This is a genomic window from Xanthomonas campestris pv. badrii, assembly GCF_012848175.1.
In the GTDB taxonomy this organism is placed as follows: domain Bacteria; phylum Pseudomonadota; class Gammaproteobacteria; order Xanthomonadales; family Xanthomonadaceae; genus Xanthomonas; species Xanthomonas campestris_C.
In genome coordinates this window covers 1,748,387-1,771,596 of sequence record NZ_CP051651.1, presented here as the reverse complement: position 1 = coordinate 1,771,596, position 23,210 = coordinate 1,748,387, and the positions used below count along the sequence as shown (strand labels likewise).

The window sequence follows — 23,210 nt, the reverse complement described above, 5'->3', positions numbered from 1 at the left end:
CCTTGGCTTTGCCACTTAGGGATGTACCGAATGCTGAAGTCTCTGTTGAGGGTCAAACCGATTGCGCCCGCTGGCCACGTGGATGCGGGCGAACCGGTCGAAGGCAGCCTGAAGGGTGAAGCCACGCTGCAACGGACCCTCACCGCCAAGCATCTGATCATGCTGGGCATCGGCGCAGTGATCGGCGCCGGCATCTTCGTGCTGACCGGCCAGGCCGCGGCCAACCATGCCGGCCCGGCGGTGATGCTGTCCTTCGTCTTTGCCGGCATCGCCTGTGCCTTCGCCGGACTGTGCTACGCCGAATTCGCCGCGATGATGCCGGTCTCCGGCAGCGCCTATTCGTATTCATACGCCACGCTCGGCGAAGGCATCGCCTGGTTCATCGGCTGGTGCCTGGTGCTGGAATATCTGTTTGCCGGCTCCAGCGTCGCGGTCGGCTGGTCCGCCTATCTGATCAGCTTCCTGACCGGCACGCTCGGGCTGCCGTTCCCGGCAGAACTGGCAGGCGCGCCGCTGGCCTGGGACGGACACGGCTTCGTCAGCTCAGGCAACCTCATCAACCTGCCGGCAGTGCTGATCGTCGCTGCAGTGAGCATGCTGTGCTATGTCGGCGTCACCCAATCGGCGTTCGCCAATGCGATCGTGGTGGCGATCAAGGTGGTGGTGATCTGCCTGTTCGTCGGCTTCGGCATCGCCTATATCGACCCGGCCAACTGGCACCCCTTCATCCCGGAAAACACCGGCCCGGGCCAGTTCGGCTGGGACGGGGTGTTCCGCGCGGCGTCCATCGTGTTCTTCTCCTACATCGGGTTCGACGCGGTTTCGACCTCGGCCGGCGAAACCAAGGATCCGCAGAAGAACATGCCGATCGGCATCCTGGTGTCGCTGGCGATCTGCACGGTGATCTACATCATCGTGTGTGCGGTGCTGACCGGGCTGCTGCCCTACACCCAGCTGGGCACCGCCAAGCCGGTGGCGACCGCGCTGGAAGCGCACCCGCAGTTGACCTGGCTCAAGACTGCAGTGGAGATCGGCGCGATCGCCGGCCTGTCCTCGGTGGTGCTGGTGATGCTGATGGCGCAGCCGCGCATTTTCTACACCATGGCCAAGGACGGGTTGATGCCCAAGCTGTTCGGCAAGGTGCATCCGAAGTTCCACACGCCCTACGTCGGCACGCTCTTCGTCGGCGTGGTTGCCGCGCTGCTGGCCGGCATGATCCCGTTGAACGTACTGGGCGAACTGGTCTCGATGGGCACCCTGCTCGCCTTTGCCACCGTCTGCGCCGGCGTCATGGTGCTGCGCTTCACCAAGCCCGAGCTGGAACGTCCGTTCCGGGTGCCGTTGGCAATGGTGATCTGCCCGCTGGGCGCACTGGCCTGCCTGTTCCTGTTCTTCCAGGCCTTCCAGGAACACTGGAAGGTGTTCGTGGGCTGGACCGTGATCGGCCTGTGCATTTATTTCGGCTACGGCATCCACCATAGCCGTCTGGCCCGCAAGGCCTGACCCTCCCAAGACCGGCGTCCGCGCCGGTCTTCTCGTTCAACGATCGCGCGCAGCGCCAAGCCGGAACCGCTCCATGCTCAAACAACTCTGGGCCACCAAACACCCGCACGCCAGCCATGAGGCGGCCGACGGGCTGGGCCTGCAACGCGCGCTCGGCCCGTGGGGGCTGACCGCACTCGGCATCGGCGCGGTGATCGGCGGCGGCATTTTCGTCATCACCGGCCAGGCCGCGGCCGACCATGCCGGCCCGGCGATCGTGCTGTCGTTCGTGCTGGCCGCAGTCTGCTGCGCGTTCTGCGCGATGGCCTACGCCGAGTTCGCCGCGATGGTGCCGGTGTCCGGCAGCGCCTATACGTATACCTACGCCACCTTCGGCGAACTGGCGGCCTGGTTCATCGGCTGGATGCTGGTGCTGGAATACGGCGTCTCGGCCTCTGCGGTGGCGGTCAGCTGGACCGGCTATTTCCTCAGCCTGCTGGAGCATTTCAACATCCATCTCCCTGCCGCCCTGGTCAGTGCGCCGCTGGACGGCAAGCTGCAGCGTACCGGTGCAATCGCCAACCTGCCCGCCGCCGGCATCGTGCTGTTGCTGACCTGGCTGTGCTATGTCGGCATCCGCAAATCGTCGGCGATGAACATGGCGATGGTGATCCTCAAGACCGGCCTGATCATCCTGGTCATTGCGGCCGGCTGGAAGTATGTGGACCCGGCCAACTGGCATCCCTTCATCCCCGCCAACGAAGCACCGGGCAAGTACGGCATGGAAGGTGTGCTGCGTGGCGCGGCGATGGTGTTCTTCGCCTACATCGGCTTCGAGGCGGTCTCGGTGGCGGCACAGGAATCGCACCGGCCGCAGCGCGATCTGCCGATCGGCATGATGCTGTCGCTGGTGATCTGCACCGTGCTGTACATCGCCATGGCCGCGGTGATGACGGGCCTGGTGCCCTACACCCTGCTGGGCACCGACGAGCCAGTGGTGACGGCGGTGGCCGCGCATCCGCAGCTGGCCTGGCTGCGCGTGGTGGTGGAAGTGGGCGCGTTGATCGGGTTGTCGTCGGTGGTGCTGGTGATGATCATCGGCCAGCCGCGCATCTTCATGATCATCGCCCGCGACGGTCTGCTGCCGTCGATCTTCACCCGCATCCATCCCAAGTACCGCACGCCGCATATCAATACCGTCATCACCGGTGTGGGCATCGCACTGCTGGCCGCCGTCTTCCCGCTGGATGTGCTGGGCGAGCTGACCTCGATGGGCACGCTGATCGCCTTCGCCGCCGTCTGCGCCGGCGTGATGATCCTGCGTTACACCCATCCGGAATTGCCGCGTCCGTTCCGCATTCCGTTCGCCTGGCCGATCTGCATCGCCGGTGTGCTGAGCTGCCTTGCCTTGCTGTCGGCAATGACCCTGCACAACTGGATGCTGATGGGGGTGTGGACGCTGGTCGGGCTGGTGGTCTATTTCGGCTACGGCTATCGCCACAGCCGCCTGCGCGACGGGCGCTGAGTAAACGCGCGAGCCATCCGTGGCTGACGCAACGACTGCGCATCGGTGTATGGCAGTGCGGATGATCCGGGCTTTCGTGACAGAGCGGCCGATCTGCCGCTTTGCCTGATGGCGCTGATCTACTCTTTGGATTGAAGGCGCCGATCTGACGCTTGAATGCAGGGCCCTTGCCCGCCCACCATCGCGGGACACGCTGCAAGTACGTCCTTGTAAGCTCTTACGCGGCATCCATGCCGCGTAAGGTCCCGCGACGGTGGGCGGGCAAGGACCAGTCGAGGTGGTCGGTGTACTGGGTAACAGCAGGCTCGGTGCCCTGCTGGTCTGACACGTGCGTCCGCCTAACGCCAGCCGATCAACGGATATGCTTTTCAGAAAGCCACCGACCAACAGTCTGGCTCGGTGTCCTCGCCGATTGCGCGACCGTTGGCGGCATGGATGCCGCCACCGAGCCCCCATGGACGGGTTAACGGCGTGTCCCGCAAGCGGTGAGGGCGCCGAGCCCCCGACCGACTCAGCAGTTGACCTGGGCCTCCAACTGAACCCAACCAGAGGCGGGTTACACCATCACCGCGCTCACTACCGGACGCGCGCTCGCCACATCCTGTCAGCCACTCGTGACCCGAGCGTGGCTGGAACCCACCCTGCTGCGCTGCACCTGACCGTGATCTGGCGGGGCAGTAGAATAGGTCCATGAATGCGACCACTGCCCCCCTGCCCTATAGCGCCGCCCGTCTGCACGAGCTGGCGCAGTTGCTGATCGGCAATATCCGCGAGCTGGCCCAGGCCGGCTGGACGCCCGCCACCAGCAGCAATTTTTCCCATCGCCTGGACGAGCAGCACGCTGCGATCACCGTGTCCGGACGCGACAAGGGCCGCCTGGTCGAAGAAGACATCATGGTGGTTGACTTCGATGGCCAGGCCGTCGGCCGCCCGCTGCGCCCGTCGGCCGAAACCTTGCTGCACACCCAGCTGTATCGCCGGTTTCCGGAGATCGGTTGCGTGCTGCATACCCACTCGCCGGTGCAGACGATTGCGTCCCGCCTTTATGCAGGCAGCGGCGTGATCCGCCTGGAAGGCTACGAACTGCTCAAGGCCTTCGATGGCAATACCACCCACGAAACCGCGGTGGACGTGCCGGTGTTCGCCAACACCCAGGACATGCAGGTGCTCGCCGCGCAAGTGGAGGCCCTGCTGGACAAACAGAGCATGTGGGGGTATCTCATCGAAGGACACGGCCTGTATGCCTGGGGCCGCAACATGGCCGAGGCACGCCGCCATCTGGAGGCATTCGAATTCCTGCTGCACTGCGAACTCGAACTGCTGAAATTGCGCGGCCCGCGCTAAGTTCTGCCCGTCCCCCTTCGTGAGCCAGACCGCCATGAGCCGACTGCGTATCTTCGCCGACACCAACCCCACCACTCCGGACTTCGACAGCCGCGACGGCGATGCGATCGCCACCGAACTGAAGAAGATCGGCGTGACCTTCGAGCGCTGGCATGCCAGCCAGCCGGTCGAACCTGGCGCCACGCCGGAGCAGGTGATGGACGCCTACCGCGCCGACATCGACCGCATCAGCGCCGAGCGCGGCTTCAAGACCGTGGACGTGGTCAGCATCGCGCCGGATAACCCCAAGCGCGAGGAAATGCGCGCCAAATTTCTGGACGAGCACTTCCACAAGGAAGACGAAGTACGGTTCTTCGTCGCCGGCTCGGGCCTGTTCACCCTGCACGTGCAGGACAAGGTCTACGAGATCGAGTGCGTCAAGGACGACCTGATTGCCGTGCCCGACGGCACCCTGCACTGGTTCGATATGGGGCCGGAACCGCACTTCGTGGCGATCCGCTTCTTCACCGAGCCGGATGGCTGGGTCGGCCACTTCACCGGTACCGAAATCGCCAAACAATTCCCCCGCTACGCCCCCGAGAAACCTCACAAGGCCAGCTGACGATGACACGACCGCAAGCGATCCTCACCGATATCGAAGGTACGACCAGCAGCATCTCGTTCGTCAAGGACGTGCTGTTTCCGTATGCACGTCGTGCAATGCCCGCCTATGTGCGCGAGCACGGCAATCACCCGCAGGTGCGTCACTGGCTCAACCAGGTGGCCGACGAGATCGGCGAGGACGTGCCGGACGAGGTGTTGATCACCACGCTGCAGACCTGGATCGACGAGGACCGCAAGCACACCGCGCTCAAGGCCTTGCAAGGGCTGATCTGGGGCGATGGTTACAAGACCGCCGATTTCACCGCGCACATCTATGCCGATGCGGCGATCCAGCTGCAGGCCTGGCATGCGCAGGGTATTCCGCTGTACGTGTATTCGTCCGGCTCGGTGCCGGCGCAGAAGCTGTTCTTCGCCCATAGCGATGCAGGCGACCTGAGCGGGCTGGTCACCGACTGGTTCGATACCGAAGTCGGCCCCAAGCGCGAGAGCGCCAGCTACCGCCGCATCGCCGAACGCATCGGCGTGCCTGCCACCGAGATCCTGTTCCTGTCGGACGTGATCGAGGAACTGGATGCGGCCAAGCGTACCGGCATGCGGACCGCCCTGCTGGATCGCCGCGAGGACTACCCCACGCCGCGTTCTGCGGACGATGTCGGCAGCCACCAGCGCGTGGAAAGTTTTTCGCAGCTGGTGTTCTGAACCAGCGCAGTGAATGAAGACACCCGGTTGCCGCACGGCGGCCGGGTGTGTGTCCAAGCGCAGCATTTCAGTCCTGCTGCCGCGCGTTTTCGAGAGGCCTCGGCGTTGTTCTCATCGCTTTCCCCCTGGCTGCCCGCGGCGAGCGCGATCCGGCGGGTGCCGGCACTGCTGGCGCTGGTCGTTCTTTTGGGCGGTTGTCATCCCGATGCCGGCGCAGCCTTGCCGGCACCGGCCGCACAGCAAACCGCCGAGGCCGACCCGGTCGATCGGGCCGCACTGACTAAGGCGCTGGCTGCGTTGCAGCCGCAGCGCCCTGGGGTGACCGATCTCTACGTGGTCGGCGTTGCCGGCGATGCCAGCGACGATGTATTCCGCAACGAAACGCTCTACCTCAAGCAGTTGTTCGAGCAACGCTTCGATGCGCGCGGCCGCGTGGTCACCCTGGTCAACAACCCCGACAATCTGGGCGAGCGACCGTACGCGCCGCTGGCGACCTACGACAATCTCTACGACACGCTCGCTGCGGTTGGCAAGCGCATGGATCGTAAGGAAGACGCGCTGTTGTTGTTCGTCACCACCCACGGCACCGAAGACCACACCCTGTATGTGCAGGTGGACGAGAACGAAGAAGACTTCATCAGCCCGCAGGATCTGCGCACCGCCTTGGACGATGCCGGGATCGACCACCGCATCATCGTGTTGTCGGCCTGCTATTCCGGCGGCTTCATCCCTGCGCTGCGCTCGCCGGACACGCTGATCCTGACCGCGGCGCGCGCTGATCGCCCCTCGTTTGGCTGCGGCAATACCTCCAACGCCACCTATTTTGGCCAGGCCTGGCTGATCGATGCGATGAACCAGACCGACGATCCACTGGCCGCCTTCAGCATGGCCAAGGCCGCGATCACGGCGCGGGAAACGCAGGACGGCGAGCTATCCTCGTTGCCGCAGCAGTCGCTCGGCAAGCGCATCGCGCCGGTGCTGGCCCGATGGCGGGCGGGGCTGACGCCGGGGCCGGCGGTTGCGTATCCCTATCCGCCGATAGAGAACGCGGCCGATGCCGATGCGGACGACAGCCGCGATGCGACTCCCGCATCCGAATCCGAATCCGTCAACGACACGCCAAACGCGCCCAAGACGGCAACGCCCGGCGCCCGCTCATCTGCCAGGCATCCACCGTGACACGCTGAGACTAATTCTCATTTCGTCAGCACGTACGCGGCCTCGCTACACTCGCCGGGCCAGCCAGCATCACGCCAGCCAGCACCGATCCCGCCAGCGCGCCATCGCCTGCCAGCCCGGATCCTCAAAACGCCTCCCTCGTGGAGGCGTTTGTGTTTCGCGCATTATGTGATGCTTCCCGCTCCACTCAAGGTTCGGCGCGCTGCAGGCGATACACGGTGCGCGCGCTGTACTGACCGGTCGGCAGGCTCGCGCGCACCTCGACGGTGTGCTCCCCCACCGCGAGCCTGGTGGGCAACGCACCGCGCCACAGATGGGTGGATGGCGTGGCCTCGGGCGAGCGGTCGTAACCGCGCAAGGCGTCGGCGGCATCGTCGCGCACGTTCTCGGCCAGCAGGCGCGGGTCGGGGCGCTCCTGCCGCTTCATTGGCTGCCATGCGCCGTTGTCGATACGCATCTCCACCGTGGTGTCGTCCTGGCCCATGAACACATTGGCGTAGACGCCCCAGGCCGGATACGCGCCCTGCCGCAACACCTTGGGCGCATGCAACGCCAGTTGTGCATCGTCGGCCGCCCGCGCCGCGTGGTAAGCCAGCGTGTAGTCGCCACCGGGCGCGACCTTCAGCACCGCGTAGCCGTTGGGCGTGCCGTCGCTCATGGTCGTATCGGGAATGCCGTCGGCATCCTTCACGCCCGACCAGAACGCACCGCAGGCGGCGCCCACGTTGTACTCGTGCAGCGGCTGCGCACCGGCCCAGCCCTCGTCGGCGCCATGCTCCACCTGCCGTTGCGTGTGGCTGTGCGCGCTCAGCACCAGCACATGCGCAAACTCCTCGAGCAAGGCGAACAGCCGGCGACGATCCGCATGCCGGAAGGTCTCCTGCCCGGGTGCGGCATCGAACAGCGGGATGTGCATGCCCAGCACCACCAGCCGCGCGCGCGGCAGCTGCGCCAGATAGGCCTGCAGGAAGACGAACTGGTCCTCGCGCAGGCCGCCGACATAGTCCGGCTTGCTGCCCGGCATGTAGATCACATCGTCCAGGAACACGAAGCTGGCATTGGCCTGTTCCACCGCGTAGGTGTCCGGGCCGTAGACCGCGCGCCAGCTATCCAGTGATTGCAGATCGTCGCCGGCGTCGAGGTTGAGGTCGTGGTTGCCTGGCACATGGAACCAGGGCACGCCGAGTTGGGTAGTGACGGCATTCAACCCCGGATACAGGCTCAGATCGTCGCTGACGATATCGCCCAACGTGGTTCCCAGCCGTGCCGGTATCTTGCCGACGATGGGCGCAACGATATCGCGGCGGTAATAGTCCACGTCGGTGAGCGTGGCGGTCTGGCTGTCGGCAAAGACCAGCATCTCGAAGCCACCGTCCTGCGCGGCGGCGCGCGGCGTCAGCGCGAAATTCCAGTTGCCGGTGCTGCTGCCGGTGGCGGCGATGCCGCGGTACTTGCGCCTGGGCGAACCCTTGGGCGCGTAATGGCGCCAGAATCCCGGCAGGCCATCGGCATTGGGAACGAAATTGCGGTCGCCCGGCTTGATCACGAAGACCGTCTGCCCCTCGCGCACCGGCAGCCGGTAGTGCCCCTGCGCGTCGGTGCGCACCAGCTGCTGGCCATTGGAGACGATCACATCGGCAAGCCCGGGCTCGTCACGGCCCCGCCCCGGCGCGCCATCGCGCTCTTCGAATACCACGCCTTCGACAACGACATCGCTCGCATGCACAGTGCCTGCGAGCAGGCCAAGGGCCAGGAGGGCGAGACGAAGCGGCATGGACGTTCCTGCGATGACCAGCGGCAATTGTAGCGGGGCTGGGTCGGCTTACCGCAGTGCCGGGCTGGCGGTTGCAGCCTTTCCGCCATGTGCAACGCAGTGTGTCGGGGCCAGGTAACGCAGGAGTGCGCCTGCGTGTGCTGAAGCGTTATCGGTAACGCCTGTCGCGCTCGGGCGCGCTCCTACGGTGCTAGTGCTTGCGATGCGATTATTTATGCCGCGCTTCCAGCAGCGCCACCGCATCGCCCAGTCCCAGGCCGCGGGCGCGCAGCAGCACGATCAGGTGGTACAGCAGGTCGGCCGACTCGCCGAGCAACTCGGCATCGCCCTGCACCACGCCGGCCAGCGCGGTTTCCACGCCCTCCTCGCCCACCTTCTGCGCGATGCGGCGAATGCCCTGCTCGAACAATGTGGTGGTGTAGCTGCCGTGTGGGCGCTCCCGCTCGCGAGTGGCGATCAGGGCATCCAGGCTGCCCAGGAACTGGCCAGGCGCGCTCGGGAAACAGCTGGTGCGGCCCAGGTGGCAGGTGGGCCCGTGCGGGCGCGCCAGCACCAGCAGCGTGTCGGCGTCGCAGTCGGCCTCGATGGACACCACGCGCAGCACGTTGCCCGAGCTCTCGCCCTTGGTCCACAGGCGCTGCTTGCTGCGGCTGAAGAAGGTGACCTCGCCGCGCTGCTGCGTGACAGCCAGGGCTTCGGCGTTCATGTAACCCAGCATCAACACGCGCAGGTTGTCGGCGTCCTGCACGACCACCGGCAACAGGCTCTCGCCCTTGCTCCAGTCCAACGCTTGCAGCGCGTCGTCGGGTGTCACGGTGTCACTGCCCATCACGTACCTCGATCTGTTGCGCGCGCAGGAACTGCTTGAGTTCGGGAATCGGAATCGCGCCGCTATGGAACACGCTGGCGGCTAGCGCGCCATCCACGTCGGCCTGGTCGAAGACATCGGCAAAGTGCTGCATCTCGCCTGCACCGCCGGAGGCGATCAACGGCACCCGGCATAGCGCACGCACCTGACGCAGCTGCGCGATGTCGTAACCGCGCCGCACGCCATCGTTGTCCATGCAATTGAGCACGATCTCGCCGGCGCCCAGGCGCTGCGCTTCGGCCACCCAGTCCAGCGTGCGCATCGGCAGCGCCTGGGTCTTGCTGGGGTCGCCGGTGTAGCGACGCACCCGCCACTGGCCGTCTTCTTCGCGAATGGAATCGATGCCGACCACCACGCACTGCACGCCGAAGGCATCGGCCAGTTCGGAGATCAGTTGCGGGCGGCCCAGCGCCGGGGAATTGATGGAAATCTTGTCGGCACCGGCATGCAGCACCGCACGCGCGGTGTCGACATCCCGAATGCCGCCGGCCACGCAGAACGGAATATCGATCAGCCGCGCCACCCGCTCCACCCAGGTGTAATCGACCGAACGCCCTTCCGGGCTGGCGCCGATGTCGTAGAACACCAGCTCATCGGCGCCCTGCGCGCGGTAACGCAGCGCCAGTTCCACGATGTCGCCCATGTCGATGTGGTCGCGGAACTTGACGCCCTTGACCACGCGGCCATCGCGCACGTCCAGGCACGGAATGATGCGCCGGCTCAGCATGCCAATGCCTCGTCGAGATTCAGGTGGCCTTCCAGCAAGGCCTTGCCCAGCACGATGCCGGCGCAGCCGGAGGCCTTGGCCGCCGCCACGTCGGCAAGATTGCGCGCGCCGCCGGAGACCTGCACCTGCACCTGCGGCGCAAGCGCACGCAGATGCGCGTACAACGCCATGTTCGGCCCGGACAGCATGCCGTCGCGCGCGATGTCGGTGCACAGCAGGTGTTGCAGGCCGGCCTGCGCGTAACGCACCGCCAGTTGATCCAGGGTGGCCTCGGCCGCCTCGGTCCAGCCATGCACTGGCAATTGCCATACACCGGCGGCATCCTGGCGCGTGTCCAAGGCAATGGTCAGCCGCTGCGCGCCAAATTCCTGCAACCAGGCGATCACGGTGTCGGCCTCGCGCACCGCCAATGAGCCGATCACCACGCGCGCCGCACCTGCGTCGAGGATGCGCGCCACGTCCTCGCGCGAACGCACGCCGCCGCCGGTCTGCACCTGCAAGCCGGTCTGCCGGGTGATCTGGCCGAGCAGCGTGGCCAGCGTGTAGCCGCCGGCCTTGGCCGCATCCAGATCGACCAGATGCATCCACTGCGCGCCGGCGTCGGCGAAGGCCTGCGCACGCGGCAGCACATCGTCGCCGTAGCGGGTTTCGCGGGCGTAGTCGCCCTGCAGCAGGCGCACCACGCGACCATCACGGATATCCAGCGCGGGGTAGACAGTAAACCTCATGGAAAGCTCATCTCGAGAAAATTGCGCAGGATGCGTGCACCGGTGTCTGCCGAACGCTCGGGGTGGAACTGCGCGCCGCAGCGCAGCCCCTGTTGCACCACGGCCGTGAACAGACCGCCGTGATCGCAGGCGGCCACGGTATCGGCGGTCACCGGCGCTGCGTAGCCATGCACGAAATACGCACTGGCGCGCTCCGGCAGGCCGGCCAGCAACGCAGACTCGCGCAACGGCAACAGCTGATTCCAGCCCATGTGCGGCACGCGGATGCCCAGCGCCGGCGTCATGTGGCGCACGATGCCCGGCAGCAGCCCAAGGCAGTCGACATCGCCTTCTTCGGAGTGTTCGAACAACAACTGCATGCCTAGGCAGATGCCGATCACCGGCACCTGCAGCTGCTGCAATGGTTCGACCAGGCCTTGCGCACGCAGGCGCGACATTGCCTCCGGCGCCGCACCGACGCCCGGCAGGATCACCCGCTGCGCGCCCTGCAACCCTGCTGCATCGCGGACCACCCGTGCGTCCACGCCCAGCCGCTCCAGCGCATAACGCACCGAGCCCAGATTGGCGCCGCCGGCATCGATCAGCGCAACGGCGGTCATAGCGCGCCCTTGGTGGACGGCAAGGCGGTGCCCTCGCGGCGGATCGCCTGGCGCAGCGCACGCGCCAGCGCCTTGAAGCAGGCTTCCACCTTGTGATGGTCGTTGTCGCCACGCACGCTCAGATGCAGGTTCAATCCGGACGCATCGCAGATCGAGCGAAAGAAATGCGGCACCAGTTCGGTGGGCATGTCGCCCACCCGCTCGCGTTTGAAGTCGCCTTCGAATACGAAATATGGCCGGCCACTGAAATCGAGTGCGGCGCTGGCGATGGTTTCGTCCATCGGCAGGGTGAAGCCATGGTGTGCGCCCTCGCCTGCAGCCAGCCATGGGCTTTCCGGCGGATCGAAGCCATATCGGCCGATGCCGCGCTTGTTGCCCAGCGCCTCGCGCAGCGCCTGACCCAGCGCCAGGCCGGTGTCTTCGATGGTGTGGTGCTCATCGATGTGCAGATCACCGTCGGCACGGATGTCCAACGCAAACCCACCGTGCTTGCCGATCTGTTCCAGCATGTGATCGAAGAATGGCAGGCCGGTGGCGGTATGCGGCTCGGCCACGCGATCCAGGTCCAGCTCGACGCGGATCCTGGTTTCCTTGGTGTTGCGCTGAACCACCGCGCGGCGCGGCGCATCGGCCAGCTCGTGCGCGATGCCGGGCCAGTCCCACTCGCCACCGAATTCGTCGGTGCGCAGTTGGAAACCGCGGATGTTGAGGTTCTGCGCAAACTGGATGTCGGTGAGGCGGTCGCCCACCATTGCCGAGCGCGCCCAGTCGATATTGCGGTCCTGCAGGTACGGCAGCATCAGACCAACTCCCGGCTTGCGCGTGGGCGCATTGTCGGCCGGCCAGCTACAGTCGATCAGCACTTCGCGGAACTCGATGCCCTGGCTGGCGAAGATCTGCAGCATCAGGTTGTTCGGGCCATCGAACGCAGCCCGCGGATAGCTCTCGCTGCCCAGCCCATCCTGATTGCTGACGATGACGAACTGGTAGCCGGCATCGCGCAGCTTGAGCATCGCCGGGATGACGTTGTCGACGAAGCGCAGCTTTTCATACGCGTCGATCTGGTAATCGGCCGGCTCGGTGATCAGCGTGCCATCGCGGTCGACGAAAAGAATCGGGGTCATGCCGCAGCCTCCCGCTTACGCCGCAGCGCACCGAGCACACGCTCGTTCTGTTCGACCGTGCCCAGGGTGATGCGCAACGCATCGGACAGGCGCGGCACCGCGCGTTGGTCGCGCACCACCACCCCGGCCTCCAGCAGCGCCTGGAACGCGGCTTCTGCGTCGTCGAAGCGCACCAGCAGGAAATTGCCCTGCGATGCATAGACCCGGCGCACGCCAGGCAGTTGCGCCAGGGCCAGACGAACGCGCTCGCGCTCGCTGCGCACTTCGGCAATGCGCCGGCGGGTGACCTCCAGTGCCGGCGCGGATAGCGCCTGCACTGCCATCGCCGCGCACGGCGTAGGCACCGGGTACGGCGCCTGGCAACGACGCAGCAGCGCGATCAATTCCGCATTGGCGATCAGGCTGCCGATGCGCGCGGCCGCCAGCGCGTGTGCCTTGGACAAGGTGCGCAGCACGGCCAGGTTGTCGTAGCGCTCCAGCAGGCCGACCGCCGATGGCACATCGGAAAATTCGCCGTAGGCTTCATCGACCACCACCAGCGCCTTGCCTTGCAGCGCCTGCAGGGCGCTTTCCACATCCCGCAGCGCGATTGCCGAGCCGGCCGGGTTGGACGGCGAGCACAGGAACACCAGCTTGGCCTTCGCCGCCAGCGCGGCTTCCACGATGGCCGGAATATCGGCATGAAAGCCGTCGCTGCCATCGACCAGTGGCACCTCGACCAGTGGTGCGTTCTGCAGCCGCGCGCACACCGCATACATGCCGAACACCGGCGGGGTGACCACCACCGCATCGCGCTCGGGCACGCACAGGCCACGCACCAGCAGATCGATCGCTTCGTCGCTGCCGCGGCCGATCAACAGCTGTTCCGGCGCGCAGCCATACAGCGCCGCCAAGGCGTTGCGCAGCGCGCCGGGTTGCGGATCGGGATAGCGGCGCGTGCTGCCTTGCGGATCGGCAGGATTGCCCCAGGCCGACTCGTTGGCGTTGAGCCAGACATCGCCCTGCAAGGCGCTGGTACGTGCCGACGAATAGCCGGCAAACGCACGCAAGTCCTCGCGTACCAGTTCAAGAATCGAAGGTGTGCTCATGCTGCCACTCCCATCCGCAGTGCTACTGCGTTGGCATGCGCGTCCAGGCCTTCGGCACGCGCCAGGATCAATGCGCATTCGCCGATGCCGTCGATGCCTGCCTTGCTGGCCGCCTGCACGCTCAGCATGTTCTGGAAACTGGCCACGCTCACACCGCTGTACGCCCGCGCCGCGCCGCTGGTCGGCAAGACGTGGTTGGTGCCGCTGCAATAATCGCCCAGTGCTTCGGGTGTGTAGTCGCCGAGAAAGACCGAGCCGGCCGCTTCCACCTGGTTCAACCATGCGCGCGGCTCGCGCAGCGCAAGAATCAGATGTTCCGGTGCGTAACGGTTACTGATGGCAAACGCCTCGTCCAGCGACTGCACCTTGATCAGCCGCGACTGCGCCAGCGCCTGGCGGGCGATCTCCGCACGCGAGAGCTGTGCCAGTTGCGCATCCAACGCAACCTGCACGGCGGCAATCAACGCATCGCTGTCTGACAGCAGCAACACCTGCGAATCGGGGCCGTGCTCTGCCTGCGATAACAGGTCGGCAGCCACGAACGCCGGCTGCGCGCCGGCATCGGCAATCACCAGCACCTCCGACGGGCCGGCCGGCATGTCGATCGCCGCCGCGCCCGACTGCGCCACTTGCTGCTTGGCTTCGGTGACATAGCTATTGCCCGGCCCAAACAACTTGTCGCAGCTAGGCACCGATTCGGTGCCGTAGGCCATCGCGGCAATCGCCTGCGCACCGCCGAGCTTGAACACCCGGCGCACGCCGGTCAGCTGCGCGGCCACCAGCACCGCCGGGTCCACGCTGCCGTCCTTGCGCGGCGGCGTGCACAGCACCACTTCGCGGCAACCGGCCAGACGCGCCGGCACGCCGAGCATCAACGCAGTCGACGGCAACGGTGCGCTACCGGCCGGCACATACAGGCCCACCCGGCCGATCGGCCGCACGATCTTTTCGCAGACCACGCCGGGCGCGGTTTCCACCGCATAGCCATCGCTCATGCCGGCGCGGTGGAAGGTGTCGATGCGCGCGACGGCGTCCTGCATCGCCTGGCACAGCTCCGGCGCCACCGCGGCGGCGGCGGCGGCGAATTCGTCCGCGCTCACTGCAAAGTGGTCCAGCGACACGCCATCGAACCGTGCGGTGATCTCGCGCAGCGCCGCATCGCCACGGCCACGCACATCGCCGATCAATGCCGCCACCGCATCGCGGGTCTGGGTGGCCACGGTCTGTGCCGGGCGGGTCAGCGCAGCGGCGCGTGCACCGCTATCGAGTTGGGACCAATCGAGAATGTTCATGCCAGCGAGCGCTCCACCGTCAACACCATCAAGCCTTGCGCACCTGCGCGTTCGAGTTCTTCCAGCCGTTGCCAGGTCACCGCACCGTGGCACATGGTCTGCAAGCGCAGCGCGCCGTTACCGTCGTCGGGCAGCTGCACCAACGGCTCGGCATCGGGCAGCAGGCGGCGCAGCGCGTCCACGTTGCCGTGTTCGGCGCGGAACATCAGCAGCTTGCTGTCGCGCAGCTTGAGCACGCCATCCATGCGCCGCAGCAGCATGGCCAGCAACGCCGCGCGTGCATCGGCCGGCTCGCGCACCGCGCCGGCCAGCACGGCTTCGCTTTCCATCACCAGCTCCACCGGCTTGAGCTGGTTGGCCGCCAGGGTGGCACCGCTGGAGACCAGATCGCAGATCAGATCCGCAGTGCCCAGCCGCGGAGCAATCTCCACCGAACCGGACAGCTCCACCACTGCCGCGTCGATCCCCTGCCGTTCCAGCCAGTCGGCCAGGATCGCCGGGTAGCTGGTGGCGATGCGCTTGCCCGCCAGTTGCGCCACGCCCTGCCAGTCCCATTCTTCCGGCACCGCCAGCATCAGCCGGCACTGGCCGAAACCGACCCCGCGCACGGCGTGGTACGCGGCCGGCAAGCCAGCGCGACGACGCGCCGACGCCTGCTCGTCCAGCTCGTTCTGGCCCACGATCCCCAAGTCGCAGACGCCATCGGCGATCAGGCCCGGGATGTCGTCGTCGCGCACCAGCAGCAGGTCCACCGGCAGCGATTCGCCGTAGCAGAACAATTTGTCGCGGCTCTGCCGCCAGCTCAGCCCGCAGGCGGCCAGCAGGCTGCGCGCCGGCTCGGCCAGGCGGCCGTTTTTCTGGATGGCAATACGCAACCGGTCACGTGCCGGCGCTGCCGTGGAAGCACTCATCTTGTTCTCTCAGTGGGATTGGACAGGGCGCGCGGCTTGCTCGCGCAGGGCCGCGGCATAACCGCCGGCGCCGTGTTCCAGGGTGCGCGCAACGCGCCCGATGGTGGTCACGCTGACCTGGGTCAGCTCGTGGATCTCGCGGTATGGCACGCCCTTGATCAATAACGGCACCACCCGCCAGCGGTCGGCCATGGCTTCGAGCTCGGCCGGGGTGCACAGATCGCGCAGGAAGGCTTCGACTGCGCCAGGTGCATGCAGGCAGGCCAAGGCCTCGGACAGCATCTGCAGCGAAGCGGCAACATCGGTGGATTCGCGGGGGGCAGGTCGTTGTTTCATTGCGTTAATGTAATAGCGTGTTAGTACATTAACGCAAGCGGTGGTGCTTGTCACCTGCTGCGGCGGTAACGCCAGGACAGCTCGGTTGGGGTCTAGTCATGCGGCTTGCGCTGGCATGCTCTCGCCTCGTTGCACAGAGAACCGAACAAGCTGCCTTCTGGGTGGAGCGGATTCCGCGCCTCTCAGCTGAGTTGCGCGGAAAGCCCCAAGCTCCCTCATCCGGCGCTGCGCGCCACCTTCTCCCGTCAACGGGAGAAGGGAGCACAGCAAGACGTCCTGGGCGCGGAGGACACCGCTGCCCTCACCCGTCAACGGGAGAAGGAGCAAAGCAAGGCGGCCTGGGCGCGCAGAACACTTGCTACCCTTCCCCCGCCTGCGGGGGAAGGTGCCCGGAGGGCGGATGGGGGCGAGGCTTCGTGTGGCACCGTCCACCGCTTCAACTGCGGTTTGCGCGTCCCGCCAGTCGCAAGCCAGCAACACCGCCTGGGTGAAGCGTTGCCCCCGCCTCTCAGCTGAGCTGCAGGAAAGCCCCAAGCTCCCTCATCCGGCGCTGCGCGCCACCTTCTCCCGTTGACGGGAGAAGGGAGCACAGCAAGGCGTCCTGGGCGCGGAGGACACCGCTGCCCTCACCCGTCAATGGGAGAAGGAGCAAAACAAGGCGGCTTGGGCGCGCAGAACACTTGCTCCCCTTCCCCCGCCTGCGGGGGAAGGTGCCCGAAGGGCGGATGGGGGCGAGACCTCGCGCAGCACCACCCATCGCTTCACATGCTGAAGTGCATGCGCCGGCAATCGAAACGCCAGCAACAACCACCTCGCCTTACGGCATCACCTTGGCCTGCTCCAGCTCCACCTGCAGCGTGCTGGCCAGCTCGTCGCGGGCCACCTCGAACTGCTGTTCGCGCACCAGGTCCTTCACCGCCACCACGCCGCGTGCCAGCTCGTCGTCGCCGGCCAGCACCACGAAGCGGATGCCGGCACGCGCGGCGTACTGGAACTGCTTGCCGATCTTCTTCGGCTCCATCTGTACTTCGGTGTTGATGCCACCGATACGCAGGCGGCGCGCGATATCCAGCGCATCGTCCAGGCGCGCTTCGTCCATCAGCGCCACCATCGCCTGCACGCTGCTCTCGGCGATGCCCTGGATCAGGCCGGCCTCGCGCAGCTGCCAGAACAGCCGGGTCAGGCCGATCGAGATGCCCACGCCGGGCAGCCTGGACTTGGTGTAATGGCTGGCCAGGTTTTCGTAACGGCCACCCGAGCAGATCGAGCCGATCTGCGGGTGATCGGTGAGCGTGGTCTCGTAGACGGTGCCGGTGTAATAGTCCAGCCCGCGCGCGATCGAGAAATTCAGGCAGTAGGCCGTTTCCGGCACGCCCAGCGCCTTGACCAGCTCCAGCACCTCACGCAGCTCGGCAATGCCCTCGCCCAGCGTCGCACTCGCACCCACCGACGCCTCCAGCGCCTGCAACTGCGCCAGCGCATCGGCATGCCCGTTCGAGCGCACCGCCACGAAGTCCAGGATCCTGGCGACCTGCTCGGCAGCGATGCCGAAGCCTTCGCCCGTCAGCGTGTCGCGCACGTAATCGGCGCCACGCTTGTCGATCTTGTCGACCTCGCGCAGCACTGCCAGCTGCAGTTCGCCCTCGGCCACGCCCAGGCTTTCGAAGAAGCCGCGCAGCAGCTTGCGGTTGTTCATCTGCACCTTGAAGTCGCCGATGCCCAGCTCGGCAAACACCGCGTGGATCACCGCCAGCACTTCGGCGTCGTAACGGATGCTCAGCGCATCCTTGCCGATCACGTCGATGTCGCACTGATAGAACTCGCGAAACCGCCCACGCTGCGCGCGCTCGCCGCGGTACACGCGCTGCATCTGGTAACGGCGGAACGGGAAGCTCAAGTCGTGCTCGTGCTCGGCCACGTACCGCGCCAGCGGCACGGTCAGGTCGAAACGCAGCGCCAGCTCGGGCAGCCCGCCCTCGCCGCCTTCGTCGGCCGCAGCGGCGGCATTGGCCAGCGCACCGGTGGACTGCACGAAGTACACCTGGCGCTCGGTTTCGCCGCCGGACTTGGTCAGCAGCACATCGGACAGCTCGAACACCGGGGTTTCGACCGGCAGGAACCCGAACCGCTCGTAGTTGCGGCGGATGACGTCCAGCATGCGCTGGAACGCGATCTGCTCGCGTGGCAGCAATTCCATGATGCCGGGCGGCGTACGGGGCTTGATCACGAGCGAAACTCCTGCAGGACGACGGGGGCGAGCCGGTAATTCTACCGGCTGGGCGGCCGTGCTGACCGCATGGCGTATCATGCGGGCGCGTTCCAGGCAGTGCGTGACCCATGTACCGGCAGCTTTCAGACCCCAGCCTGACCTGCCCGGCGCCCAGCGCGGCAGCCGGCGTGGACGCGCGCAATTCCGATTGTGCGCTGTGCGCGGTCCGCGGCCGGGCGATCTGCGCCGCGCTGTCGCCAGCGGAAATGGACGCGCTCGACCAGGCCACCAGCGGCTCGGTCCATGCGCCCGGCAGCACCCTGGTCCGGGCCGGCGAGCCGCGCCACCACGTCTATACCGTCACCTCCGGCGCCTTGCGTCTAGTGCGCACGCTGGCCGACGGCCGCCGCCAGATCACCGGCTTCGTGCTGCCCGGCGACTATGTGGGACTGACCGAGACCCCGCAGCACCGGCACGATATCGAAGCCATCGTCGAAACCCGCGTGTGCCGCACGCCGATGGCGCAGATGCGCCAGCTGCGCGAGCGCTACCCGCATCTGGAACGCAAGCTGCTGCAGCGCGCCAGCATGGAGCTGGCGGCCGCCCAGGACACCGGCCTGCTGCTGGCGCGCCTGCAACCCAGCGAGCGGCTGGCGCATTTCCTGCTGAGGCTGGCCGCGCGCTCCACCCAGCCCGGCAGCAGCGGCGACACCGTGGCGCTGCCGATGAGCCGCGGCGACATTGCCGACCATCTCGGCCTGACCATGGAAACGGTGAGCCGCACCTTCACCAAGCTCAGGCAGCAGCAGCTGATCGCGCTGCCGCAGCTGCACCTGGTACAAATCCTCGACTACGCCGCATTGCGCAGCTTGGCCGGCGAAACGGTCTGAACTCCGGTCGCACCGCACCTCGCTGCCGCCTGAAAAGGTGCGGTGGACGGCCGCGGGCAACAGTGGTCCACACGTGCGCCGAACAGCGCCTTGCCTCTCGGCCTGACCCCACACACCTGCCGATGCGACAACGCCCGCAACCGCCGCACGCCGCAACCACGCGCGTCAACGTCCCCCGACCGCCGCCACCGTCGCGCCGCAGCCGCCATGCAACAACTGCGACTGCCGCAGCCATGCGCGATCCGGGTAGTAGGCGAACACGAACGCACCGTCGCGCAAGGTGTCGATCAGTTGTTTGGCAACGGCTGGACGCACCGCCGGGCAGCCCAGGCTGCGACCCAGCCGGCCCTGGCTGCGGATGATGGCCTCGCTCACGTAGGGCGCGCCGTGGATGACGATGGCGCGCTCGCGCGCATGGTCGTTGAAGCCCGGCTCCAGGCCCTTGAGCCGCAGCGAATAGCCGTTCTGGCCGGTATAGGACTCCTGCGCGGTGAAGGCGCCCAGGCTGGACTGGAAGCTGCCATCGGTGTTGGAAAACGTCGCGGCCAGGTTTTCGCCGGTATTGCGCCCGTGCGCCACCCATTCCTTGAACAGCAACCGCTGCCGCGCCAGATCGAATACCCAGAGCCGGCGCTCGGTGGACGGCCGGCTGTAGTCGATCACGCTGAGCACGCGCTCGTCGCCCACCTGCTTGCGCTGCCGCGCGCATTGCAAGGCCTCGGTCGCCAGCGCCAGCACCTGGCGATCCAGCGCCGGGGCCTGGCGCGCCAGCGCGTCGATCAGTCCCGCATGCGGCGCGCCCAGCGGCGATACCGGGGACGCGCTCATGGCATCGGCCGCCAGGGCCGCTCCGGCCGTTGCCCACCCGCAGAGGGCGGCGGCAACGGCGATCACTCGATAAGACATGCAGCAACCCACATCAACGCGGCGCCACGCCGGGGCCGCACCGGTCTAGGATTGCCCCAAGCGCGCCACTTTCCAACCCCGGGCGGCTGAACGCGTTCGGTCAGGCGGCGTCGGCAAGCAGCCGCTGCCGCAGCGCGGCGTACTCCGGCGCCAGTGCCTGCGCATGCGCCGGGCGCTGCAGCAGCGCCGCCAATGCAGGCGGAACGGCCACCGGCGCGCCGATCAGCGGTTCCACCACCCCTTCGAACTTGGCCGGGTGCGCGGTGGCGGCCACCGCCCAATCGCCGGTCACGCCTTCCGGCCCTTCTGCACGCAGCTGTTCCAGCACATGCACCGCGGTGGCAGTGTGCGGGCAGTGCACCTCGCCATAGCGCGCGTGGCGCTGCCCGATGGTGTGGCTGATCGCCGCATCGTCCACCGACAAGGCGCGGAAGGCCTCGCGTAGCGCCGCGTCGTCGCCCTGGTACAACCAGCGCAGACGTTCGAAGTTGCTCGGCGCGCCGACGTCCATGGCATTGGCCAGCGTCGCCACGCTGGGCTGCGGTGCATAGTCGTCGCCGGCAAAGTAGTCCGGCAGCACGTGGTTGGCGTTGGAGGCCAGCGCGATGCTGCCCAGCGGCACGCCCAGCGCACGCGCCAGGATCGCCGCCAGCCCGTTGCCCAGGTTGCCGGTGGGCACCACCAGGTTCAGCGCGCTGCCGGATGCGGCGTGGTGCTGCAGGGCTGCGTGCGCGTAATAGCTCATCTGCGGCAGCAGCCGGCCCAGGCTGATGCTGTTGGCCGAACTCAGCGGCACCTGCGCCTGCAGCGGCGCATCGTTCAGGGCCTGCTTGACCATCGCCTGGCAATCGTCGAACGAACCGGCCACGCGCACGGCCTGGATGTTGTCGCCGAAACAGCCCAGCTGATGCGCCTGCCGGGGCGACACGCGGCCGTCCGGATACAGCACCACCACGCGCAGCCCGGGCTGGCGATGGAAGGCGGCGGCCACCGCCGCACCGGTATCGCCGGAGGTGGCGACCAGGATGGTGAGCGGGCGGTCTTCGGCCCGGCGCAGGCGGGTCAGGCAGGCGGCCAGAAAGCGCGCGCCGAAATCCTTGAACGCAGCGGTCGGCCCGTGAAACAACTCCAGCGCGTAATCGCCGGGCGTGGCCAGCGGCACCAGCGGCGCCGGGAAGTCGAAGGCGTCGGCGCAGATGGCCGGCAACGCATCGGCCAACGCATCACCCGCGAAAAACGGCTGCAGCAGCGTGGTGGCAGTAGCGGCCAGATCGGCGCCAGCTGCCAGGGGGCGCGCCGGTGGCAGCGTCTGCGGCACGTACAGCCCGCCATCGGGCGCCAATCCGGCGGCGATGGCCTGGCTCAGGCTTGCGGCGGGCGCACCGCCACGGGTGGAAATGAACATCAGCAGGACTCCAGACAAGAAGAGGACCGGGCATGTCCCGGCAAGGCAATCGGGGTGTGGGCGCGAAGTGCAAAGGCCGTGGACACGTGTGTCGCGGCGGTCGCTTGCGCCGAACGCTGCGGCGCTATGCTGCGCGCACCGTTCCGCGGAGCCGGCAGATGATCAAGGTCAGCGTGATGTACCCCAACCGCGAAGGCGCCCGTTTCGACCACGGCTATTACCGCGACCAGCACATGCCGCTGGTGAGCGCCCGCATGGGTGCTGCCTGCCTGCGCTACAGCGTGGACAAGGGCCTCAGCGGCGGCGAAGCCGGCAGCAGCCCGCCCTTCATCGGTATGTGCCATATCTTTTGCGACTCGGTGGAATCGTTCAATGCGAGCTTCGGCCCGCATGCGCAGGAGATTCTTGCCGACGTGGCCAACTACACCGATCTGATCCCGGTCATGCAGATCAGCGAGGTGGTGGTGGAGTGAAGCGTGCGCAGCGTGCCGCCGGTCTGCGGCACGCAGCGCACCCACTGGGTGTAAATGCCGCGTCATCCGATCAACCGCGCTGCGGGGCTTGCGATAGGCGAGACCCAACACTGGCTGTCGAATCCTGCTGCGGCAAACCCGGCCTGCACCGCCGGCGCCGCTGCCTGCGCCGCATCGTGCGTTTCAAACCAGGCGAACACGCTGGGGCCGGCACCGGAAATGCTGGCGCCCAGGGCGCCGTGATCGAGCGCGGCCTGCTTGGCATCGGCAAAGCCACCGATCAGCGGCGCACGCCGTGGTTCGACCAGCACATCGCGCAGGCCGGCGCGCACCAGATCCGCATCGCCGACGTGGCAACCGGCCAGCACCAGCGCAAGGTTGGTGCTCTGTGCAACGAACTCGCGCAGTTGATACGTGCCTGCCAATGCCTCGCGCGCGCGCCGGGTCTCCAGCACCGCCTCCGGGTGCACCAGCAGGCTGTGCCACGCGGCCGGCACCGCGATCGGCACCAGCCGCTCCAGCGTGCACAGCACCAGGCCGCCTAAGAACAGCGGGCCCAGGTTGTCGCCATGCCGGCTACCGCTGGCCACCGCCTCGCCATCGAGTGCGTACTGGTAGAGCTGCGCGCTGCTGAGCGGGGTTTGCAGCAGCGCATTGGCGGCCACCAGCGCAGCCACGCACGAGGCCGCCGACCCGCCCATGCCCGAGCTCAGTGCAATGCCCTTGTCGATCTCCACCTCGAAGCCATACGGCAACTGCAACGCCGCGCGCAGCGACAGCAGCGCCGCACCCGCAGTATTGCGCTCGGCATCCAGCGGCAACGCAACGGTGGTGCCGCGAATGGCGGCGATGCGCACCAGCGGCTCGTCGATGCGCCGCACGGTCACGGTGTCGCCAACGCCCTGGACCGGGTAACCGAGCAGATCGAAGCCCACGGCCACGTTGGCCACCGAGGCCGGCGCGAAGGCACGCGCTTGCCGCAGTACTCCAGTGGAAGTGATGCGCCCTGCCTCACCCGTCAGCAACGACGGTGACTGGCTCACAGCAG

22 protein-coding genes are annotated in these 23,210 nt (G+C 67.0%); 8 read left to right on the top strand and 14 right to left on the bottom strand.

Annotation, left to right across the window (positions count from 1 at the left end):
* Positions 1 to 30 precede the first annotated feature (30 nt).
* The 6 genes from HG421_RS07495 (at position 31) to HG421_RS07470 (ending at position 6,832) form a co-directional block, all read left to right on the top strand.
* The gene (locus HG421_RS07495; RefSeq protein ID WP_169705879.1) at positions 31 to 1,503 is read left to right on the top strand and encodes an amino acid permease; all 1,473 of its coding nucleotides are present in this window, start codon (positions 31 to 33) and stop codon (positions 1,501 to 1,503) included.
* Between the two features lie 73 nt (positions 1,504 to 1,576).
* Positions 1,577 to 3,007: an amino acid permease gene (locus tag HG421_RS07490; protein ID WP_169705878.1), complete on the top strand. Its 1,431-nt coding sequence runs from the start codon at positions 1,577 to 1,579 to the stop codon at positions 3,005 to 3,007.
* Positions 3,008 to 3,697: 690 nt separating this feature from the next.
* Positions 3,698 to 4,351 (top strand): methylthioribulose 1-phosphate dehydratase, encoded by a 654-nt coding sequence (locus HG421_RS07485; RefSeq protein WP_169705877.1) that lies wholly within the window; start codon positions 3,698 to 3,700, stop codon positions 4,349 to 4,351.
* 34 nt (positions 4,352 to 4,385) lie between these two features.
* Positions 4,386 to 4,952, top strand: a complete 567-nt coding sequence (locus HG421_RS07480) for a 1,2-dihydroxy-3-keto-5-methylthiopentene dioxygenase (protein ID WP_169705876.1) — start codon at positions 4,386 to 4,388, stop codon at positions 4,950 to 4,952.
* Between the two features lie 2 nt (positions 4,953 to 4,954).
* Positions 4,955 to 5,653, top strand: coding sequence for an acireductone synthase (gene mtnC / locus HG421_RS07475; protein ID WP_169705875.1), 699 nt, complete (start codon positions 4,955 to 4,957; stop codon positions 5,651 to 5,653).
* Positions 5,654 to 5,782: 129 nt separating this feature from the next.
* Complete coding sequence (locus HG421_RS07470) at positions 5,783 to 6,832, top strand: C13 family peptidase (protein ID WP_429001914.1); 1,050 nt, start codon at positions 5,783 to 5,785, stop codon at positions 6,830 to 6,832.
* 187 nt (positions 6,833 to 7,019) lie between these two features.
* Here HG421_RS07470 and HG421_RS07465 read toward each other — a convergent pair whose 3' ends face one another.
* From HG421_RS07465 to hisS, 11 genes are all read right to left on the bottom strand, one after another.
* Positions 7,020 to 8,606: a calcineurin-like phosphoesterase C-terminal domain-containing protein gene (locus HG421_RS07465; RefSeq protein ID WP_169705874.1), complete on the bottom strand. Its 1,587-nt coding sequence runs from the start codon at positions 8,604 to 8,606 to the stop codon at positions 7,020 to 7,022.
* A 208-nt stretch (positions 8,607 to 8,814) separates the two neighbouring features.
* Entirely contained in the window at positions 8,815 to 9,435 is a 621-nt protein-coding gene (gene hisIE / locus HG421_RS07460) for a bifunctional phosphoribosyl-AMP cyclohydrolase/phosphoribosyl-ATP diphosphatase HisIE (RefSeq protein WP_169705873.1), read from the bottom strand.
* Positions 9,425 to 10,201 carry an imidazole glycerol phosphate synthase subunit HisF gene (gene hisF, locus HG421_RS07455; RefSeq protein ID WP_169705872.1) on the bottom strand — a complete coding sequence of 259 codons (777 nt, stop codon included), beginning with the start codon at positions 10,199 to 10,201 and terminating at the stop codon, positions 9,425 to 9,427. The genes hisIE and hisF overlap by 11 nt, the downstream gene beginning before the upstream one ends.
* Positions 10,195 to 10,929: a 1-(5-phosphoribosyl)-5-[(5-phosphoribosylamino)methylideneamino]imidazole-4-carboxamide isomerase gene (gene hisA, locus HG421_RS07450; RefSeq protein ID WP_169705871.1), complete on the bottom strand. Its 735-nt coding sequence runs from the start codon at positions 10,927 to 10,929 to the stop codon at positions 10,195 to 10,197. The genes hisF and hisA overlap by 7 nt, the downstream gene beginning before the upstream one ends.
* Entirely contained in the window at positions 10,926 to 11,528 is a 603-nt protein-coding gene (gene hisH, locus HG421_RS07445) for an imidazole glycerol phosphate synthase subunit HisH (protein WP_169705870.1), read from the bottom strand. The genes hisA and hisH overlap by 4 nt, the downstream gene beginning before the upstream one ends.
* Positions 11,525 to 12,652 (bottom strand): bifunctional histidinol-phosphatase/imidazoleglycerol-phosphate dehydratase HisB, encoded by a 1,128-nt coding sequence (hisB, locus tag HG421_RS07440; protein WP_169705869.1) that lies wholly within the window; start codon positions 12,650 to 12,652, stop codon positions 11,525 to 11,527. Before hisB ends, hisH begins: the two co-directional genes overlap by 4 nt.
* Positions 12,649 to 13,740, bottom strand: a complete 1,092-nt coding sequence (gene hisC / locus HG421_RS07435) for a histidinol-phosphate transaminase (protein ID WP_169705868.1) — start codon at positions 13,738 to 13,740, stop codon at positions 12,649 to 12,651. Before hisC ends, hisB begins: the two co-directional genes overlap by 4 nt.
* Complete coding sequence (gene hisD / locus HG421_RS07430) at positions 13,737 to 15,032, bottom strand: histidinol dehydrogenase (protein ID WP_169705867.1); 1,296 nt, start codon at positions 15,030 to 15,032, stop codon at positions 13,737 to 13,739. Before hisD ends, hisC begins: the two co-directional genes overlap by 4 nt.
* On the bottom strand, positions 15,029 to 15,943 hold the full coding sequence (gene hisG / locus HG421_RS07425; protein WP_064508804.1) for an ATP phosphoribosyltransferase: 915 nt from the start codon (positions 15,941 to 15,943) through the stop codon (positions 15,029 to 15,031). Before hisG ends, hisD begins: the two co-directional genes overlap by 4 nt.
* Positions 15,944 to 15,952: 9 nt before the next feature.
* Positions 15,953 to 16,279: a YerC/YecD family TrpR-related protein gene (locus HG421_RS07420; RefSeq protein ID WP_169705866.1), complete on the bottom strand. Its 327-nt coding sequence runs from the start codon at positions 16,277 to 16,279 to the stop codon at positions 15,953 to 15,955.
* 817 nt (positions 16,280 to 17,096) lie between these two features.
* Positions 17,097 to 18,506: a histidine--tRNA ligase gene (gene hisS / locus HG421_RS07415; protein ID WP_169705865.1), complete on the bottom strand. Its 1,410-nt coding sequence runs from the start codon at positions 18,504 to 18,506 to the stop codon at positions 17,097 to 17,099.
* A gap of 248 nt (positions 18,507 to 18,754) precedes the next feature.
* Between hisS and HG421_RS07410 the strand changes: the two genes are divergently transcribed.
* Positions 18,755 to 19,378 carry a helix-turn-helix domain-containing protein gene (locus HG421_RS07410; protein ID WP_211161831.1) on the top strand — a complete coding sequence of 208 codons (624 nt, stop codon included), beginning with the start codon at positions 18,755 to 18,757 and terminating at the stop codon, positions 19,376 to 19,378.
* A gap of 165 nt (positions 19,379 to 19,543) precedes the next feature.
* Here the strand turns inward: HG421_RS07410 and HG421_RS07405 are convergent, their stop codons facing one another.
* Positions 19,544 to 20,284, bottom strand: coding sequence for a murein L,D-transpeptidase catalytic domain family protein (locus HG421_RS07405; RefSeq protein ID WP_169705863.1), 741 nt, complete (start codon positions 20,282 to 20,284; stop codon positions 19,544 to 19,546).
* A gap of 100 nt (positions 20,285 to 20,384) precedes the next feature.
* Positions 20,385 to 21,689: a threonine synthase gene (thrC, locus tag HG421_RS07400; RefSeq protein ID WP_169705862.1), complete on the bottom strand. Its 1,305-nt coding sequence runs from the start codon at positions 21,687 to 21,689 to the stop codon at positions 20,385 to 20,387.
* 158 nt (positions 21,690 to 21,847) lie between these two features.
* Here thrC and HG421_RS07395 point away from each other — a divergent pair, with 158 nt between their 5' ends.
* Positions 21,848 to 22,162, top strand: coding sequence for an EthD family reductase (locus tag HG421_RS07395; protein ID WP_169705861.1), 315 nt, complete (start codon positions 21,848 to 21,850; stop codon positions 22,160 to 22,162).
* Between the two features lie 62 nt (positions 22,163 to 22,224).
* On the opposite strand, the gene HG421_RS07390 is transcribed toward HG421_RS07395, so the two are convergent.
* Positions 22,225 to 23,184 (bottom strand): homoserine kinase, encoded by a 960-nt coding sequence (locus HG421_RS07390; RefSeq protein WP_169708118.1) that lies wholly within the window; start codon positions 23,182 to 23,184, stop codon positions 22,225 to 22,227.
* Positions 23,185 to 23,210: the final 26 nt, after the last annotated feature.

Bases quoted from the DNA above. Each gene is read 5' to 3' on its own strand.
- HG421_RS07465 (WP_169705874.1), bottom strand. From the start codon at position 8,606: ATGCCGCTTCGTCTCGCCCTCCTGGCCCTTGGCCTGCTCGCAGGCACT.
- hisC (WP_169705868.1), bottom strand. From the start codon at position 13,740: ATGAGCACACCTTCGATTCTTGAACTGGTACGCGAGGACTTGCGTGCG.
- HG421_RS07420 (WP_169705866.1), bottom strand. From the start codon at position 16,279: ATGAAACAACGACCTGCCCCCCGCGAATCCACCGATGTTGCCGCTTCG.
- hisA (WP_169705871.1), bottom strand. From the start codon at position 10,929: ATGAGGTTTACTGTCTACCCCGCGCTGGATATCCGTGATGGTCGCGTG.
- HG421_RS07395 (WP_169705861.1), top strand. From the start codon at position 21,848: ATGATCAAGGTCAGCGTGATGTACCCCAACCGCGAAGGCGCCCGTTTC.
- HG421_RS07490 (WP_169705878.1), top strand. From the start codon at position 1,577: ATGCTCAAACAACTCTGGGCCACCAAACACCCGCACGCCAGCCATGAG.
- mtnC (WP_169705875.1), top strand. From the start codon at position 4,955: ATGACACGACCGCAAGCGATCCTCACCGATATCGAAGGTACGACCAGC.
- HG421_RS07485 (WP_169705877.1), top strand. From the start codon at position 3,698: ATGAATGCGACCACTGCCCCCCTGCCCTATAGCGCCGCCCGTCTGCAC.
- HG421_RS07410 (WP_211161831.1), top strand. From the start codon at position 18,755: ATGGACGCGCTCGACCAGGCCACCAGCGGCTCGGTCCATGCGCCCGGC.
- hisG (WP_064508804.1), bottom strand. From the start codon at position 15,943: ATGAGTGCTTCCACGGCAGCGCCGGCACGTGACCGGTTGCGTATTGCC.
- hisF (WP_169705872.1), bottom strand. From the start codon at position 10,201: ATGCTGAGCCGGCGCATCATTCCGTGCCTGGACGTGCGCGATGGCCGC.
- HG421_RS07480 (WP_169705876.1), top strand. From the start codon at position 4,386: ATGAGCCGACTGCGTATCTTCGCCGACACCAACCCCACCACTCCGGAC.
- HG421_RS07405 (WP_169705863.1), bottom strand. From the start codon at position 20,284: ATGTCTTATCGAGTGATCGCCGTTGCCGCCGCCCTCTGCGGGTGGGCA.
- hisH (WP_169705870.1), bottom strand. From the start codon at position 11,528: ATGACCGCCGTTGCGCTGATCGATGCCGGCGGCGCCAATCTGGGCTCG.
- thrC (WP_169705862.1), bottom strand. From the start codon at position 21,689: ATGTTCATTTCCACCCGTGGCGGTGCGCCCGCCGCAAGCCTGAGCCAG.
- hisD (WP_169705867.1), bottom strand. From the start codon at position 15,032: ATGAACATTCTCGATTGGTCCCAACTCGATAGCGGTGCACGCGCCGCT.
- hisIE (WP_169705873.1), bottom strand. From the start codon at position 9,435: ATGGGCAGTGACACCGTGACACCCGACGACGCGCTGCAAGCGTTGGAC.
- HG421_RS07495 (WP_169705879.1), top strand. From the start codon at position 31: ATGCTGAAGTCTCTGTTGAGGGTCAAACCGATTGCGCCCGCTGGCCAC.
- hisB (WP_169705869.1), bottom strand. From the start codon at position 12,652: ATGACCCCGATTCTTTTCGTCGACCGCGATGGCACGCTGATCACCGAG.